The organism is Anaerococcus faecalis (genome assembly GCF_013371425.1).
GTDB classification, from domain to species: domain Bacteria; phylum Bacillota; class Clostridia; order Tissierellales; family Peptoniphilaceae; genus Anaerococcus; species Anaerococcus porci.
In genome coordinates this window covers 91,433-109,052 of record NZ_JABVBA010000007.1, presented here as the reverse complement: position 1 = coordinate 109,052, position 17,620 = coordinate 91,433, and the positions used below count along the sequence as shown (strand labels likewise).

Sequence of the window (17,620 nt, the reverse complement as noted above, 5' to 3'; positions counted from 1 at the left end):
TTCACTCTACTTTGTTATATAATTAATAAAAATTATCAATAAAAATAGAAAAGAATGGAGATAATATGAGTAAAGAATTTTCAATAACAGGAAATAAGGTCATACTTAATTTTTCTGAGCAATTTTTCAATGATGTGGATGAACTATTAGATAGTAAATCTTTTCTCGATTTAACTAAGTCATTTATATCCTACCATAAAAATGAATCATCTAGAGTTTATGCATACATAGAGCAATTTTTTATTAATTCATCTGTAGAAAATCTAGCAATAGAGTTAGTAGATATATTAAAGCTTCTTACAGTTATGAATATAGAAGAAATATCATCAAAGATTAATAAATATCATAAGCTTGATGAACAAAAAGAAGGTGTTTTAAAAATAGTTGAAGAATATTATGACTATTGGAGAAATCTGGAAAGATATTCAATAATTGAGCAAAAAAAAGACTCTCGAGGGGTTGGAGTTGTAAATTTTGTTGAGCTTAATGAAAAACTAAAAAATCTGATTCTTCAGTCATATAGAAGAATTGAAATGAATATAACAGGTGCTTGGCCAAAGGTTTATAGACAAGTTCCAGCCGCCTGTGATGCTTCAATTATGATTAGGTATTTTAATAAGGACTTGCCAGAAATTTATAATAATTTAAATAAGATTCCTTTTATCACCCAAGTTATGATAGAAACTCCTTATATTACCTATACTAAGTCTAATAAAAGGGATGGTGTGTTTGAAGAAGTATATAAAAATCCAATCTTGGATACTAATATAAATTATCCTCACTTTTTCTGCTATCCAGCTAAGGTTGGTGATAATCTAATATACATCTATTTTCACAGAGACTTGCTTACTCATGGGGTTTCTGCATCAAATCTCTTTGAGCTTGCAGAAGTAAAGGATATAGAAAATGGAAAACCAGATGCAATATATATATATGGACCAAAAGATAAGGGAGATAGGAAAAATTCTTTCTACTATGATAAGGAAAATGAACTTTATGTAGGATATATCGCTTATTCAGATAAGATTGATTATTTTGGCTACCTTAAAAAAATGGTTTTAACTTTAAACAATGTTATCAACATCAAAAAGGGCTATTTGCCAATTCATGGTGCAGGGCTTTCTGTAGTTTTACAAAATAACAAGACTGTAAATATAGTTATATTAGGAGATTCAGGAGCTGGAAAAAGTGAATCTATAGAAGCTTTCAGAACTCTCGCAAAAGATTATATTAAAGAGCTTACTATAGTATTTGATGATATGGGTTCTTTTAGAATTGAAAATGGAAAAGTATATGCTTATGGTACAGAAATTGGTGCTTTTGTAAGACTTGACGACCTAGATGCAGGCTATGCATTCAAACAAATCGATAGGTCAGTTTTCATGAATCCTGATAAGGTAAACTCAAGACTTATAATGCCTGTTGCAAGTTTTGATGAAATAAATAAGGGATATGAAGTTGATTTTTTCCTTTATGCCGATAACTACTCAGCAGTTTTGGAAAATGCTAAGTCAATCGAATTACTTGACAAAAAATCTGAAGCTTTAAGAGTATTTAAAAGAGGAGGAAGACTTGCTAAAGGAACTACAACTGAAACAGGACTTGTACAAACCTATTTTGCAAATCCATTTGGACCTGTTCAAAAAAGAGAAGAATGTGATAAACTTCTAAATTTATACTTTGATACACTTTATAAAAATAAGGTAAAAGTAGGTACTATAAAAACTCAATTGGGACTAGAAAATATGCAATTTATAGGACCAAGAGCTGCTGCTATAGAACTATTTGAGCTTATTAAAGAAATTGAAGACTAATAAAAAAGTGGATGTTACAAAGATTAATTCATTCTTTAACATCCACTTTTCTAATACATATAAAATTTATTTATTTATAAAATCAATCGTATCCTTTATAAGCTTTGGACTTATCCTACACTTATCCTCACTTACAGCACAAACTGCAAATCTTAGGCCTTGTTTATTTGCTACTATGTATATATCATTTTCCTTAAGCTTTTCTGCGATTTCTTCTGTTCTATCACATGGAATAGATATGAAAAAACCACCAAAATAAGGAAGTGTAATAAGCCCTACTTCTTTAGAAGCTTCCATAAAAGCATCGGCTCTTTTTTGAAGTTTAATCCTATATTTCTCTAGCTCATCCTTATAAGATTTAGATTTTTCCTTATCTTTTTCAATTTCTGTAAGCAGGGTCATAGCAACGTGAGTTATATTTGACCAAGTTGCCCTATTTGAATGTTTCATTGAGTTAAATACAGAATCTGCTATTTCCTTTTTCTTAGATATAATTATACAAGCTCCTGCTCTAAGACCATAGGCTGTATATGATTTACTCATAGAATATGCAACTGTAGTAAGTATATTTTCTGGTAAGTATGAAAATTTCTCAAAAAATTTCTTTTGAGAGCCATCTCCTGCAAATTCTATATAGGCTACATCTAGAAGAATTGTTATATACTTTCCTTCTTTTGCCCTATCTTTAATAATATCTATAATCTTATCCCACATTGAATCATCAATAGTAAAACCTGTAGGATTGTTAGCAGGTGAGTTAAATACACAAACTACCCTATCTCTTTTATCAAGAGCATAATCAAGGGCTAGCTTAAATGCTTCAATATTAAAATTAAAGTCCTTATCTAAAAATTCATATGTCTTAAACTTTCTATTGAATTCTTCGCACATAGTCATATAGGCAGGCCAATACCAATTAGGACAGATTACATAATCACCTTCACCTAGAAGTGACCAAAATACATGTCTTACTGCACCTGTACCACCTACTGTAGAAATAGACCTAATAAATCCTTCTGGTCTATAGTTTCCAAAACATTTAGATATAACACCTTCTAAAAAGTCCTTATCGCCCTCTATTGCTCCATAACTTGCTATAGATCTCTTATCCATATTTTTTAAAGTATCGTATACACTATCAAAAGCAATCAGTTTTCCATCATCATCTATAAGGGCTCCTATAGTTGAATTAATAATCTTTTCTCTTCCCTTTTCCTCTATAGCTTTTTTTGCTTCACCGCCAACTTTAAAGATTGAATCTTCAAGGTTTGGCCATCTTGCATGATCAGCTAATATATTTTTTTCCATAATTTTCTCCCTATATTTTTATAATATTGTATCAGAATTTATTATAATTTTAAAGTAATACTTGGATAAATTTTTATTTTTAAGTAAAATATACAAGGAGGATATTATGGATAAAGATTTAAAAAAAGAAAGATTAAAAGAGCTTGATAAGCTATCTTATGAAGTTACACAAAATTCACTTACAGAGAAGCCTTTTTCTAGTAAATATGATAATTTTTTTGAAGATGGAATATATGTAGATAAGATTTCTGGTGAAGTTTTATTCTCATCAAAGGATAAGTTCAATGCTGGATGTGGTTGGCCTTCATTTACCAAACCACTTGAAGATAATATAGATGAATTTGAGGATTTATCTCATGGTATGGTAAGAACTGAAGTTAAGTCAAAAGATGGAGAAAGCCATCTAGGTCATGTATTTTCTGATGGACCAAAAGAGACTGGTGGGCTAAGATATTGCATAAATGGATCAAGTCTTATATTTATCTCCAAAGATGAACTTGAAGAAAAAGGATATGGCAAATATTTAACTTTATTTGAATAAAAATAGCAAGGCAATCTAGATCAAAATCTATCTGCCTTGCTATTTTTATTCATAGGTTCCTTTTCTTACAATTTTTTTATCTTTCATCATAAATAACCCATTTGAAATCACTGTATTTATATCTAAATTTTCATCAAGAAGTAGGAGATTAGCTTTATAATCTTTTTTTATTTTTCCTACTTCCCTATCAAGTTTTAAAGCCTTGGCTACATTTATAGTAAAAGGCTTTATGGCTTCTTTTAATTTTTCTCCTGACTTTACTATCTCTTTTATAGCAATAATCCCTGTATTAACTGGAGTATAGCCTATATCTAAAAGATTTCCATCATCATCATAAGTTGACCAAGATCCATATCCATCAGATGAGTAGGTTATTTTTTCTAAAACCCCCTTATCTTTTGCTTTCTTATAAGCATATGCATCATTTAGATAATCCTTACCCATTCCAGAGGTAAGATCAATATAGCCACCCCTTTTAGCAAAGTCTAAGGCATCTTCAAAAAGTGAAAGTTCCCTATTTACATGAGTTGGTCTAAAACATCCTATAGGTAGATTTGAATGTTTTAAAGCATCATCTATTAGTTTAAAATTAAACTTACCCCCTCCCATATGGATTGTAACATGACCTGATTTTCCTGAAATCATTCCAGCAACCCTAGCATCAGCTCCTATTCTTTGAAGTTCTTTATAATCAAGGCTAGAATCCCTATGATCATTCACTGCAATCTTGACTCCTATGAGTTGATCAATAAATATAATATCTTTTTTTATAGAACCTGTTATAGTCGGACTAGGATAAGCATAAGATCCTGTTAAACTATAAGTCTTTATTCCTTCCTTAGTTAAAGCTAGAGATTTAGCAACTAAGTTTTCTACACTTCTAGTTTCTGAATCAGTTCCTAGAAGACCGACTACTGTTGTAATACCAGCTTCTATAAGTTTTGATAAAGAAATTTCGGGAACTTTTGTATTAAATCCCCCTTCTCCACCACCACCTGTAATGTGAATATGTTGGTCAATAAGTCCTGGAATAACTATCATTTCTTTTCCGTCATATATGCAATCTACAGGATATTTCTTATCATCCTCACTAATATCTAAAATCTTATCATTGGCAATATAGATATTTGTAAGAGACTTATCTCCTACAATTTTTATATTTTTAATTAAAATCATTTGCTTTCTCTTTCTATTTTCAAAAATTCTTCCTTTTCCTTATCACTTATTTTTGTTATACCAATTCCAGTAAAGGCAAGTATTATAGCCATCATTATTCCTGTGTAATTTAATATAGCCCATGGAAGATAGGCTAAGGTTTCAACCCCTAAGGTAGCAGTCATATATGCTCCTGCTGCAGACCATGGTATAAGTGGAACTAAAACTGTACCTGAATCTTCTAAAGTTCTTGAAAGATTTTTAGGATGAAGATTTCTTTCAAGATAAATTTTTCTAAATAATTCTCCTGGTATAAGAATTGAAAGATAAGAATTTCCTGTAACAAAAGCAACTGTAAAACAAGATGCTATAGTTGATAAGATAACTCCAAAAGTAGACTTAACTCTCTTAAGTATTGCATCTAAAACTACATCAAGCATGCCAGATGTTGACATGACACCTGCAAATCCCATTGAACAAAACACCAAAACTGTAGTGGTTGTCATAGAAACAGCCCCACCTCGATTTATAAGGGTTTGAATATCATCAATGATATTAGCTTGAAAACCTGTCATTTCAATATTAAATCCATTTATCATAGAAATAAATCCATCCTTAAGACTGAAACCTTGGACAAGAACACCTATTACAACTGAAACTAAAGAGTTTACTACCATGGTTGGAAGTGTTGGATACTTAAGTATAGATCCTACAAGCATAATAATAACTGGTAAGATAAGTAAAATATTCCAATTATAAATTCCAGAAAGTTGATTTTGAATTAGGGCTACAGACTCACTACTTGTGACAGTTACATCAGCCCTAAGTCCTACAATAAGATAAACTATAATTGAAATTATTGATGCGGGAATTGTAGTATAAAGCATATGTTTTATATGTTCATAAAGATTTGAACCTGCAGCAAGTGGAGCTAGATTTGTAGTATCTGAAAAAGGTGATAACTTATCACCAAAATAACTTCCTGCAACTACTGCTCCTGCAGTTATAGGTAAGGACATATTAAGTCCTTGAGCAATTCCCATAATAGCAACACCAACTGTTCCTGCTGAACCCCAAGAGGTTCCTGTAACAGTTGATAGGACTGCTGTAATTAAAAAGGCACTTAAATATAAGAATCTAGGATTCATAATTTGTACCCCATAATAAATTATCATAGGTACAGTTCCTGAAAACATCCATGCCCCTATAAGAAATCCTACTGACCATAGAATCAGAGTTGCTGGGAGGGCTCTTGAAATCTTTTCTATAATTCCAACTTGAAGTTCTTCCCAAGTATATCCCAATTTCATTGCAATAATGCTTGCAAAAATAGTACAAAGTAAAATTATTGGCTCTGCCCTAAGTTTTAATATACCAACACCAATAGTTAAAAGAACAATCATTACAACTAAAGGTGACATAGCCTGTATAGTATTAGGTTTCTTTTTCTCTTTTTTCATATTATTCTCCATTTTTATATTTTATTTACATAATAATACAATAAAGAATGATAAAAAGTCAAGCAAAGAATTTATTAAAGTAAATTGTTAAATTAGTAGTTGTAGTCAAACTTTCCCTATAAGTATATAGAAAATTAAATGGGACTGTTGCAGAATGAATTAATCGTTCAAAATCATTACAAACTCCTCCACGACAATTTACCTACTTAAGTGGCAAGATATTCTCAAATTGTCTATGAGTAACTTTTAATGATGCAACGTTAGAAATTCATAATTTTGCAACAGCCCCATTAAATCTAAATATATAGCTTTATTTATCTTAAAAATATAAATGCTTATTTTTGACTTATACCTTCTTCTTTAGCACAATCTGCAACAGCTTTTGCCACTACATCAGCAACTCTCATATCAAATGGAGATGGTATAACGTAATCATCCTTAAGCTCTTCATCTGATATTAAACTTGCTATAGCCCTTGCCGCTGTAATTTTCATTTTCTCAGTTATGGCGCTAGCATGAACTGATAGGGCACCTTTAAAAAGACCTGGAAAAGCTAGAACGTTGTTTACTTGATTAGGATAATCACTTCTACCTGTTCCTACTACCCTTGCTCCTGCTTCTTTTGCATCTTCATAGGTAATTTCTGGATCTGGATTTGCCATGGCAAGGATTATTGAATCTTTCCTCATTGATTTTACCATTTCCTTACTTATCTTATTTGGTACTGATACTCCTACAAATATATCAGCATTTCTCATAGCCTCTTCCAAACTATAGTCTTTATTTTCCTTGTTAGTTTCTCTAGCAAGTTTATTATATAAATCTTTTGAATATTCTTCGCTTTCTTTTAATATTCCTTTTGAGTTAAAGGCAAAAATATCATTTATTCCAAAATCATTTAACATTCTTACTATAGATGAGCCTGCAGCTCCTACTCCTGAAATTACTACATTACAATCTTCAGGTTTTTTTCCTACAAGTTTTAGGGAATTTATTAAAGCAGCAATTGTAACTATTGCTGTACCATGTTGGTCATCGTGGAAAACTGGTATATCTAGCTCTTCTTTTAGTCTGGTTTCAATTTCTATACATCTTGGAGATGAAATATCTTCAAGGTTTATACCACCAAAAGTAGGTGAAACTTGTTTTACAAATTTAATTATCTCTTCCGTATCATTTGTATTTATAACAAGTGGAACTGCATTTAGACCACCAAATTTTTTAAATAAACAAGCCTTTCCTTCCATTACTGGTAAGGCTGCTGCTGCGCCTATATCTCCTAAACCAAGAACAGCAGATCCGTCTGATATTATTGCAATTGTATTTGCTTTTCCTGTATATACATAGGCATCTTCTTCATTTTCATGTATTTTTTTGCAAGGTTCAGCTACTCCTGGAGAATACACTAAGGATAAGTCGTCCTTATTTTCTAGTTTTGTTTTTAATTCTGTTGATATTTTTCCTTGGATTTTTTTGTGTAATTCAAGTGCTCTCTCTTTTAAGTTGTCCATTTTTTTCTCCTTATACCATTTTCTCAGGTTTTACTATCTTATCAAATTCTTCATCACTTAAATAAGCTAGTTCTTTGTTTGCCTCTTTTAAAGTAAGATTCTTACTAAAGGCATATTTTGCAATCTCACTTGCCTTATCATAGCCTATTTTAGGTGAAAGACTTGTTACAAGCATAAGTGATTTATCAAGATTTTCATTTATTTTTCCTTCATTTGCCACAAGATTTCTTAGAAGTTTTTCTCTAAAACAATGGATAGATTTTGAAAGAAGTGTAATAGAGTTATCCATTGAATGAATTATAAGAGGCATATAGGCATTTAATTGTAGTTGACCTTGGGTATTTGCCATAGAAATTGCTAGATCGTTTGCCAAAACTTTTATACATATCATGGTAATAGACTCAACTTGGGTTGGATTTACCTTACCAGGCATAATAGATGAACCTGGCTCGTTAGATGGTATTATAAGTTCACCTATACCACACCTTGGTCCACATGATAAAAATCTTATATCATTTGCAATCTTATAAAGATCTGTTGCCAATGCTTTTATAGCTCCGTGAACATTTACAAGACTTGATTTTGATGAAAGTTGGAAGAATTTATTTTCATCTGATTTAAGATCCATATCATATATTTTTGAAAGCTCTTTTGCCATCTCCTCTCCAAATTCTTTTTTGGCATTTATTCCAGTTCCTACAGCTGTACCTCCTATAGCGAGATACTTAAGTTCTTCTTTTACTTCCCTTAAAACTTTTAAATTTCTTTGTAGACATACCTTCCAAGCTGAAATTTCTTGAGATAGTTTTATAGGAGTTGCATCTTGTAGATGAGTTCTCCCAGTTTTTATTAACTTATCGTTTTTTTTGATTAAATCATCAAAGCAGTCAATAGTTTTTGAAACTTCTATTATGAGTTTTTCCGATAAATTTTTTAAGGTTGAAAGATGCATGGCTGTTGGAAAAACATCATTTGAACTTTGGCTCATGTTTACATGGTCATTGGGGTGAATAAGTTTTTCATCTTCATTAGCAATGTGGCTTATTACTTCATTTACATTCATATTTGTTTGAGTACCAGATCCTGTTTGCCATACCGTAAGTGGAAATTCATCATCAAATTCTCCACTTAAAATTCTATCACAGGCTTTAACAATCAAGTCTCTTCTCTTATCATCTAATTTTTTCTCAAGATTATTTACAATGGCTGCTGACCTTTTTATTGTAACTATGGCCATTATCTGAGAGTGTGGAATTTTTTCAACACCTTGAGGAAAATTTTCTAGAGATCTTTCTGTCTGTGCTCCCCAATAGTGATTGGATGGAACATTAACTATACCTAGAGAATCTTCTTCTTGTCTGTATTTCATTTCTTTACCTCAATTCAAAATTCTTCTTTAGCATAAGCTTTTAACATGTTTATAAATATTTTAGCAATTGGTCTTAACTTATGATTAGCTGAATAGTTTATCATAGTTGTCCTTGAAGATAAACCCTCCTTTAATTTAAAATAAATAACCTCTTTATAGTCTTCTTTTAGCATGGATTCTGGAAGAATTGCAAGACCTATATTTTCTCTTACACACTTTTGGGCTATAAAAATAGAATCTGTTTCAAGGATTGTCTTTAGGGTGTTTTCTGTAAACTCATCAAGCTCCTGGTATTGGAGCAGTAAATTTTGCCCTTTTTTCATTCTTATTATTTTTTGACCCATAAGTGATTTTGCATCTATTGAATAGATTTTTTTATTGTTCTTTAAATTAATCTTTGAAATCAAAGGATTATCCTTTGAGATTGCAACATATACATTTTCCCTATAAAGGTTAATACTTTTTAAATCTTCATATTCATTAGTTTCATAGGTTATGGCAAAATCACATTCACCATTTAAGGCTAAGTTATTTAAGTCACTCGTCTTTGCCTCAACTAAGTTTACCCTTATACCTGGATAATTTTCATTGAAATCTTTTAAGACCTTGGATAGGAAATAGTAACTTTGATAATCAGTTGAACCCACTTTAATATTTCCAATCTTAAGCTTATTTACCTCTTCAATTTTTAATAGTGTATCTTCTTTTAATTTTTCTATTTCTTCAAGGTACTTTTTATAAATCTCACCTGCTTCAGTCAGTCTTATTGGCTTATAATCCCTATTAAAAATCTCAATCCCAAGCCTATTCTCAAGCCTTATTATATACTGACTTAAGGCTGATTGGGATATATAAATTTTCTCAGAAGCCTTTGTTATAGAACCATACTCTAAAATCGTGGATATATATTCTAAGTCCCTATCTGACATAATATCTCCTATATTTCTATATTTTTCTGAAGCTTAAGCCCTAGCCTTAAACTTTCCTTTACTAATTCTTTTTCACTATCTATAAGTGGATACTTATCTCTTTTTTCATCCTCACTATTTATAAAACTTGCCTCAGTACAACCTATAATGATATAGTCTGCTCCCTCTTCCATCATTTTTTCTAAAGTTTTGTGATATCTTTCAAAATTGACAGTACCATTTTCCTTAACATCCTTATAAATACAAGTATTAACCATCTCCTGAAGCTCATTTGATGATTTTAATACCTTTTGCTTGGATTTTTCAATCACTTCATTAAATAAGCCAGACTTTATACTTCCTTCTGTTGCAAAAAGTCCTATTGTCTTATCCTTGCCAAGTTCTTTAAGTTTTTTTTCTACAAGCTCAATCATATTTATAATTGGCTTTTTTGTAAGTTTTTGTAAATCATCATAGAAAAAATGTGCTGTATTACAAGTTATTACATAAAAATCAGGATTAAGTTTATCCACACTTTCTATATCTTCTTTTAAATATTCAAGCGGATTCTCCTTAGACTTTTTTAAAATAAAAGATGTCCTATCTGGTATAGTCGCATGATTTAAAACAATATAGTTTAGGTACTCTTGGTCAGAATCTGGTCTGTAAGCCTTATTTAAATCATTAAGAAAATTGGTTGTAGCCAATGTTCCCATGCCTCCCAATATTACAAAAAAATCTCTCATAAAGCACCTATAAACCTACTTCTTCCATAATTGGTTTTTCATCTGATAAATATCTTTCTTTATCAAGTAATCTCTCTTGTGTTGCTGATATAAATGTTGCAACAACGTCACCTGTTACATTTAGAGCTGTTCTAAACATATCTACTATTCTTTCAACACTCATAATAAGACTTACACCTTCAACTGGAAGTCCTACTGATGATAAAACCATTGAAAGCATAATCATACCACTTCCTGGAACTCCTGCTGTACCAATTGATGATAAAACAGCAGTTAAAACAACTGTTACAAGGTTACCGAAAGTTAAGTCTATACCATAAGCATTTGCTATAAATATAACCGCACAACCTTGATAAATTGCTGTACCATTCATGTTTATAGTAGCACCTAATGGGATTGTAAATGATGATATCTCACGAGGTATACCAAGAGTATCACATGATGATAAAGTTAGCGGTATGGTTGCATTTGATGATGCTGATGAGAAGGCAAAAGTATAAACTGGAAATACCTTATTTAAAAAATGCATCGGACTTGACTTTGATGTAAGAACTATAAGCGGTAAGTAGGCAAGAAATATTACTATCACCATTGAACCTAAAACTGACGCTAAGAAAGTTAGTAGTGGTCCTACTATTCCAAGTCCTATGTCTGTAAAAGTTCTTGCTATAAGAGCAAATACACCAATAGGTGCTGCCTTCATTACAAGAGCAGTTACCTTCATCATAAAGTCATTTCCTGCTTCCATTAAATCTTCTAATGGTTTTAACTCTTCTCCAAATCTTCCTACTATTATACCTGTAATAAATGCCCAAAATATTACTTGAAGCATATTACCATTTGCAAGTGCTTCTATTGGGTTTTTAGGAATTATATTTACTATAGTTTCAATTAGGGTTGGTGCCTTTTCAGCATCAGCTGCAGGGGTTGATGAATTTGCAGCTTCTACAAGATTCATTCCGATACCTGGTTTTAACATTTTTGCTAAAAATAAAGCAACTGCTACAGACAATGCTGTTGTAATCAAATATAAAACTAAGGTTCTTATAGCCACCCTACCAAATTGGGAAATATCCCTCATTTGCATTACGCCTGTACCTATCGAGAAGAATACAAGTGGTACTACAAGCATTTGTAATAATCTAACAAAGCCTTGTCCAAATAGGTAAAATACCCCATCTATTAAAACTGATTGTTTAAAAAATCCATCAGGAATTATATAATGTAGTCCTATACCTACTACAAGTCCTATGAGCATAGATAAAAGTATTTTTTTAGTGGGGCTCATTTTCTTTTTTTCAGTCATATCATCCTCCAAAAATTATTTTTCATTTAATTGATTCTCTTCCAAGATTCCAGGTGTAATCATTTTCTTAAAGTCAAGCATCTTATCAAGTTCATCTTCAGAAATAAGTCCTTCTTCTAATACAAGCGCTCTTATAGTTTTACCTGTATCTTGAGCTTTGTGGGCTAGTTCACTTGATTTTTCATAACCTATATGAGGTGCGAGGGCTGTTACAAGTCCTATACATTTTTCTACCTCATCTTGAAGTTTTTCTTTATTGGCTGTAATACCATCAATGCAATTTACTCTAAGTGTATAGATTGCTCCTTTTAAGGCTCTTAAAGATTCGAAAAGTTTGTAAAATATAACTGGTTCAAAGGCATTTAATTCAAGTTGACCTGCTTCTACTGCCATTGTTACAGTGGTGTCATTACCTATAGCTGCAAAAGCAACTTGATTTACCACCTCTGGTATAACTGGATTTACCTTACCTGGCATAATAGATGAACCTGCTTGTCTTACAGGTAGGTTTATATCACCTATACCAGTTTGAGGACCTGATGACATAAGTCTTAAGTCATTTGAAATCTTTGAAAGAGATGTGGCAAAAGTCTTGAGAATTGATGATGAAAAAAGAAAAGAATCAAGATTTTGTGTACCATCTACTAAGTCTTCTGCTTGTTTTAAATCAAGTCCTGTAATCTCTTTTAAAACACCTACAATTTCTTTAACATAAGTACTATCTGCATTAAGACCTGTTCCTATTGCAGTAGCACCAAGATTTACTGAAGATAAGATTTCTATTGCACTATCCATCCTCTTATAGTCTCTTTTTATAGCACATTTATAAGCGTTAAATTCTTGCCCTAAACTAATTGGAACAGCATCTTGTAATTGAGTACGACCCATCTTATAAACATCTTTAAATTCTTCAGACTTTTTTTCTAAAGATGCTAAAAGATTTTCACACTCATCTTTTAATTCAATAAAATATCTAATAAGTGCAATTTTTCCACTTGTTGGAATAACATCATTAGTAGATTGACCCTTGTTGACATCATCATTTGGATGAACCATGTCATATACACCAAGTCTTCCTCCAAGTTTTTCATTTGCAATGTTTGCAATAATTTCATTAGCATTCATATTATAGCTTGTTCCAGCACCGCCTTGAATAGGATCAACTATAAAATTATCTCTATATTCTCCATCTAAAAGCTTGTCGCACGCATACAAAATAGCATCCTTTTGCTCAGTTGTTATCAAATCAAGCTTTTCATTTTCTATAGCACAAGCTTTTTTCACTTCAATTAAAGCATCTAAAAACTTATCATCAGCTTTAAGCCCTGTTATAGGAAAATTTTCTTCCGCTCTTTTGGAATTGGCACCATAATAAGCATTTTCTAAAATATCCATATCACCTACTGAATCATGTTCTCTACGAAACCTAGTCATTTTATCCTCCATTCGATTATAATAAATAAGACCCAATGTTTACAAATATTATTATATTGTAAACGTTTTTACATGTAAAATTATAACTTTATCATATAATCCATAAGCTTAAACTTATATACCTTGATTTGAGAATGTTAAAGACTTGCAAATTTCTAAAATTTTATAAAACTTTTAGAAAGATATTTAAAAAATTCAAATAAAACATTTTTTATTTGATAAGTATTTACTTGTTTACTTTTATCAAATAAATTATAAGAAAATTTAATTTTCAAAAATTATGCTGTTAAAAATAGATATTAAATACTATAAAATTTTAAATAAAAAAAAGAAATGTCTATAAAACATCCCTCTTTTTTTAATATGGTGCAGGTAGAAGTATAAATCCTATGAGTAATTAACTAGTTTACAGGACTGAATAACTACAAAAAAGCTACAATTTTTAAATATCTTTAATAAAATTATTTGTACATAGTCAAGTTTATTCCTTATTTAATAATAAGTCCATATAATCTAATAAATAATAAAGTGAGCTTTGCTCTGATTTAATATAATTTTCGTTGTACACTCCTTTTTTTAATTCCTTTTTTTCATAATATAATTTTTTGTTCTCAAAATATTTTTTTCCATTATTAAAAGAACCTTTATTTTGAGTTATAAACTTAAAAACTCCATTTCCTTTTTTGTAGTGTAAACCAATCAATTCATTTATATTTTATTAATTGATGCAGCTACCCAATTTTCAAAGTTATTATATGTCAAAAAAATATTATTTTTAATATTTATTTTTTCTATAGTTTTTATCAAACTTTTTAACTTTTTCTTTTCATTTTGTACGCTAGTACATCTATCTAAATCCATTATAAACAAAGCAATATAGTTATTTTACAAATAAAAAAGACCACCAGCCAAAAGCCAGTGGTCAATGTAGAAATTTGGTAACCTACTACATATAGTCTACCTATCATTTATATTATACTACTTATTCTTACTCTCCCAAACCTTAGACTCAATAGCAGAATTCAAAAACTTATCAGTATTCTCAAACTCTTTCTCTAAGATTTCTTTAGTCTCCTTATCTAACATATCAAGTACTTCTTTTTTAGTTGCATTAAAAGCTTCCTCTGCTTTTCTTTTACCAAAGCCATTTTTATCTTTTAACTCTTTTACAAAAGTTTGATTGGTAGTATTAACTGCCAAAGTAACAACTTCTAAAGCTTTCTCAATAGCCCTCTTTGCTTTCTCATTATTGATATTGTTCCTAGTATACTCTTTAACTTGTCTTGTTAGTATCTTAATCAAAGCACATAAGCCAATTGTTAAAATCGTTAGCATTAAATTATTAAAAATGTTATTCATTTCATATCTCCTTAATTACTTAACACGTTCTACTATTATTTTTCCTTCTTCATTTAAAGGTATATTCTCAACCTTTTTATAAACAACCATATATATTTCTCCCATATCTCCATTGTAGGTAAATTCATAATAATATGCCCCTTTTATTGGTGTACTCATCAAACACTTACTATTTTGTAAAGTTTTACAAGTCCAAACTGCAAATACATCATCTGCATCTATTTCTTCTTTAATATCAACTCTTTTATTTTCATATTCAGCAACTTTTCTTTGACTTAATTTTAAAAATTCTTCGTGTTTTATCATTTCTATTATCTCCTTTAAATTTAAATACTAAAAAAGCGACTACATATGTAATCGCTTAAAGTGTTTATTTACTTAATTTATCTTTAATTCTTGTTTTAATCCCTCTTGCAATACTCTAGAGAAATTAATGTTTTTTTGACTTGCTAAAATATCTAACCAAACTGGTATTGTTAGAGTTTTCTTTTTATAAATATCTTTTGTTTTTGATATTTCATAAGGCAAGAAAAATGATATAAACATTATATTTTTATTATTATCTTTATTTTCAAACTCTTCATTTTCTCTTAGCATCTTAGCATAGTCTTTTTTATCATCAATAAAGTCTTGTATAACTAAAGTCATTATCTCTATCAAGTTAGTTTCTAAATCTTTTACAGTGTTTCCATCTGTAAAAACTGATTCAAAACTTGGTACTTCTGCATAATAGCAATTATCTTCATCACTCCAATAATACAAAGCTTTAAATTTTATATAGTTCTTATCCATAGATAAACCTCCTGAAATTTTAAGGGTAGCGGATTGTTTTACCAACCCGCTTGTCTTTTAATACTAGCTAAAGTATCTTTTCTTAAATCCTTTGTAGGATGAGGTACTGTAACTAGTCCCTTCTTGTAAGGATGCTTAAAATGATGATGGTCGCCTTTTACTCTGACTAAATACCATCCTTCAGCTTCAAGCTTCTTTATTATTTCTCGAGAACTCATTAATTCCTCCTTACACCTATTATTATAACACGTATTTAATACGTGTCAAGTATTTTTTATCAGAATTTTATCCAAGGTGTAGTATCTCCTGTTAATTGTCTATAAGCTACAAATCTTCTTTCACCCGAATATCCAATATAAGATATCCACCTAAATCCATCACACTCATACACACTATCATAATTTATACTTTGTCCCACTCCATAAGTAGCCACAATAGGAGCATTTGTGTTTGGTTCGCTCCTAACATTACAAACCGCTTGGGTAACTCCTGTCCAGTTTTCATATTTAATAAATTTCTTACCACTATATTCTTCTTGTTTTACTTCTGTTCTTTCTGTGCTGTCATCTGCATTTCCAATCGGTCTAAAATATCTTACTGGATAATAGCTATTGTCTAAATAATACCAATATCCCTCGGACTCATTATTGGTTGTTACTGTCCAATTTTGCCCAGCATTGCAATGTATAATTTCTCCTTTTCTCAAAAATATACCTGTATGTCCATATTCTCCACCAGAACCACCCTCACGTCCTTTTACGAATATATCACCTCGTCTTACCTCTTTATAAGAGATTTCTTTTAGATATTTACCTTGCCTAGCTAATCTAAACAAATCCTCGGTAGAGCCATTCCACATTGTTTCTGGGATAAATCCACCTTTTTTTAAGCACTTATAAACAAAAGATGAGCAATCGTCTGTATTAGAGTTATAAGAAGCTTCTGCCCCTATTCGTCCACCACCCATTACATACTTAGGTACATGCCATCTACTTTTAGCATAAGTAATCATATTTTCTATATTTGCCATAAATTCCTCCTATTTTTTTGCTATACAAAAGGACTAGATTCACCTAGTCCTTAAGCTCCCTTCTTAAAATCTTCCGCTACATCATCAATTTTAGAATTTAAAACAGTAACATCTTTTTGAATCTGATTAACCCCTTGCTTAATCTCAGCAAGGGCAGTTTGAGACGACGAACTATGCACCTCCAACTTATTATTAAGCCCACACAATTCTTGATTAGTCCTTTCCGCCCCAACAGCAAATCTCTCACTAATCTCAGCAAGCTTATTGTTACTCTCCCTTTGAATAGCCCTATCTTCCTTGCGTTCCTCCCTTTTAATCCTAGTATCGTCCATATAGGTTTTTAAAAAAATTCCCGCAATGACAATTAAAGGACCATTCTTAACTAATGCACTCAAAAGTACACCTAACTCCATAGGGTTCCCCTTTCCTTAAACAAAAAACTACTTCTTATCTTCACTAACTCTAGGAGTCATCTTAATCATCATAACTTGCTCATCACTAAGTAAATTTAACTTCTTGGCCATATCAAGATAAGACTCCTCAATCTTCCTTTCTGCCCAGCAGAACATACAATACTGAAAGAACCACTTATTCTCCATCATCATCCCTCCTTCCTTTAATATCCCTAAAATCTTTAAGATTAAAAAATCATAATCACTAAGCTTCATTTTTTCATTAGGTAAGAGCATATCAACCATATATTCGCTCATATTTACCCCCTCAACCCATTTTTCGCCATCAAACTTAGGTTTGATATATCTTTCGTTAGGTTTTATAAGAGTATATTTAAAATCATGCTCTACATTGGTATCAATCTCCAAGCTCCCAATAAAAAAACCCATATCATCCAAGATATAGGCTAACTTAAAATCTACTTTATCAAACAC

Annotated in this window: 18 protein-coding genes; 2 read left to right on the top strand and 16 right to left on the bottom strand. The window is 30.9% G+C overall.

Translation table 11 applies throughout. The annotated features are described in order from the left end of the window. Positions 1 to 65 precede the first annotated feature (65 nt). Positions 66 to 1,814, top strand: coding sequence for a phosphoenolpyruvate carboxykinase (locus tag HV819_RS07915; RefSeq protein WP_176269948.1), 1,749 nt, complete (start codon positions 66 to 68; stop codon positions 1,812 to 1,814). A 66-nt stretch (positions 1,815 to 1,880) separates the two neighbouring features. Here HV819_RS07915 and HV819_RS07910 read toward each other — a convergent pair whose 3' ends face one another. Next, entirely contained in the window at positions 1,881 to 3,122 is a 1,242-nt protein-coding gene (locus HV819_RS07910; RefSeq protein ID WP_176269947.1) for an aminotransferase class I/II-fold pyridoxal phosphate-dependent enzyme, read from the bottom strand. Between the two features lie 106 nt (positions 3,123 to 3,228). Here HV819_RS07910 and msrB point away from each other — a divergent pair, with 106 nt between their 5' ends. Next, positions 3,229 to 3,663 carry a peptide-methionine (R)-S-oxide reductase MsrB gene (gene msrB, locus HV819_RS07905; RefSeq protein WP_154540779.1) on the top strand — a complete coding sequence of 145 codons (435 nt, stop codon included), beginning with the start codon at positions 3,229 to 3,231 and terminating at the stop codon, positions 3,661 to 3,663. A 45-nt stretch (positions 3,664 to 3,708) separates the two neighbouring features. Here msrB and iadA read toward each other — a convergent pair whose 3' ends face one another. The 15 genes from iadA to HV819_RS07830 all read right to left on the bottom strand — a co-directional run bounded on the left by iadA (position 3,709) and on the right by HV819_RS07830 (position 17,620). Further along, complete coding sequence (gene iadA / locus HV819_RS07900) at positions 3,709 to 4,839, bottom strand: beta-aspartyl-peptidase (protein ID WP_154540777.1); 1,131 nt, start codon at positions 4,837 to 4,839, stop codon at positions 3,709 to 3,711. Then, a complete protein-coding gene (gene nhaC / locus HV819_RS07895) occupies positions 4,836 to 6,278 on the bottom strand; it encodes a Na+/H+ antiporter NhaC (RefSeq protein WP_176269946.1) in 1,443 nt (480 codons plus the stop codon). Before nhaC ends, iadA begins: the two co-directional genes overlap by 4 nt. A 335-nt stretch (positions 6,279 to 6,613) precedes the next feature. Continuing rightward, positions 6,614 to 7,789, bottom strand: a complete 1,176-nt coding sequence (locus tag HV819_RS07890) for an NAD(P)-dependent malic enzyme (protein ID WP_176269945.1) — start codon at positions 7,787 to 7,789, stop codon at positions 6,614 to 6,616. Positions 7,790 to 7,799: 10 nt separating this feature from the next. Next, entirely contained in the window at positions 7,800 to 9,158 is a 1,359-nt protein-coding gene (locus HV819_RS07885; protein WP_176269944.1) for a class II fumarate hydratase, read from the bottom strand. Positions 9,159 to 9,172: 14 nt separating this feature from the next. Then, a complete protein-coding gene (locus tag HV819_RS07880; RefSeq protein WP_176269943.1) occupies positions 9,173 to 10,087 on the bottom strand; it encodes a LysR family transcriptional regulator in 915 nt (304 codons plus the stop codon). 8 nt (positions 10,088 to 10,095) lie between these two features. Continuing rightward, entirely contained in the window at positions 10,096 to 10,812 is a 717-nt protein-coding gene (locus HV819_RS07875; RefSeq protein ID WP_154540767.1) for an aspartate/glutamate racemase family protein, read from the bottom strand. Positions 10,813 to 10,819: 7 nt separating this feature from the next. Then, on the bottom strand, positions 10,820 to 12,118 hold the full coding sequence (locus HV819_RS07870; RefSeq protein WP_176269942.1) for a dicarboxylate/amino acid:cation symporter: 1,299 nt from the start codon (positions 12,116 to 12,118) through the stop codon (positions 10,820 to 10,822). A 15-nt stretch (positions 12,119 to 12,133) separates the two neighbouring features. Further along, a complete protein-coding gene (locus tag HV819_RS07865) occupies positions 12,134 to 13,552 on the bottom strand; it encodes an aspartate ammonia-lyase (RefSeq protein ID WP_176269941.1) in 1,419 nt (472 codons plus the stop codon). Between the two features lie 978 nt (positions 13,553 to 14,530). Next, the gene (locus HV819_RS07860; RefSeq protein ID WP_176269940.1) at positions 14,531 to 14,911 is read right to left on the bottom strand and encodes a hypothetical protein; all 381 of its coding nucleotides are present in this window, start codon (positions 14,909 to 14,911) and stop codon (positions 14,531 to 14,533) included. 15 nt (positions 14,912 to 14,926) lie between these two features. Then, entirely contained in the window at positions 14,927 to 15,217 is a 291-nt protein-coding gene (locus HV819_RS07855; protein ID WP_216629236.1) for a DUF6275 family protein, read from the bottom strand. 72 nt (positions 15,218 to 15,289) lie between these two features. Then, positions 15,290 to 15,703, bottom strand: a complete 414-nt coding sequence (locus HV819_RS07850) for a type II toxin-antitoxin system HicB family antitoxin (RefSeq protein WP_176269939.1) — start codon at positions 15,701 to 15,703, stop codon at positions 15,290 to 15,292. Between the two features lie 38 nt (positions 15,704 to 15,741). Next, on the bottom strand, positions 15,742 to 15,921 hold the full coding sequence (locus HV819_RS07845; protein ID WP_176269938.1) for a type II toxin-antitoxin system HicA family toxin: 180 nt from the start codon (positions 15,919 to 15,921) through the stop codon (positions 15,742 to 15,744). A 59-nt stretch (positions 15,922 to 15,980) separates the two neighbouring features. Continuing rightward, positions 15,981 to 16,733 (bottom strand): peptidoglycan amidohydrolase family protein, encoded by a 753-nt coding sequence (locus HV819_RS07840; RefSeq protein WP_176269937.1) that lies wholly within the window; start codon positions 16,731 to 16,733, stop codon positions 15,981 to 15,983. A gap of 50 nt (positions 16,734 to 16,783) precedes the next feature. Then, positions 16,784 to 17,146, bottom strand: a complete 363-nt coding sequence (locus HV819_RS07835) for a hypothetical protein (protein ID WP_176269936.1) — start codon at positions 17,144 to 17,146, stop codon at positions 16,784 to 16,786. Positions 17,147 to 17,173: 27 nt separating this feature from the next. Then, positions 17,174 to 17,620: a hypothetical protein gene (locus tag HV819_RS07830; RefSeq protein WP_176269963.1), complete on the bottom strand. Its 447-nt coding sequence runs from the start codon at positions 17,618 to 17,620 to the stop codon at positions 17,174 to 17,176.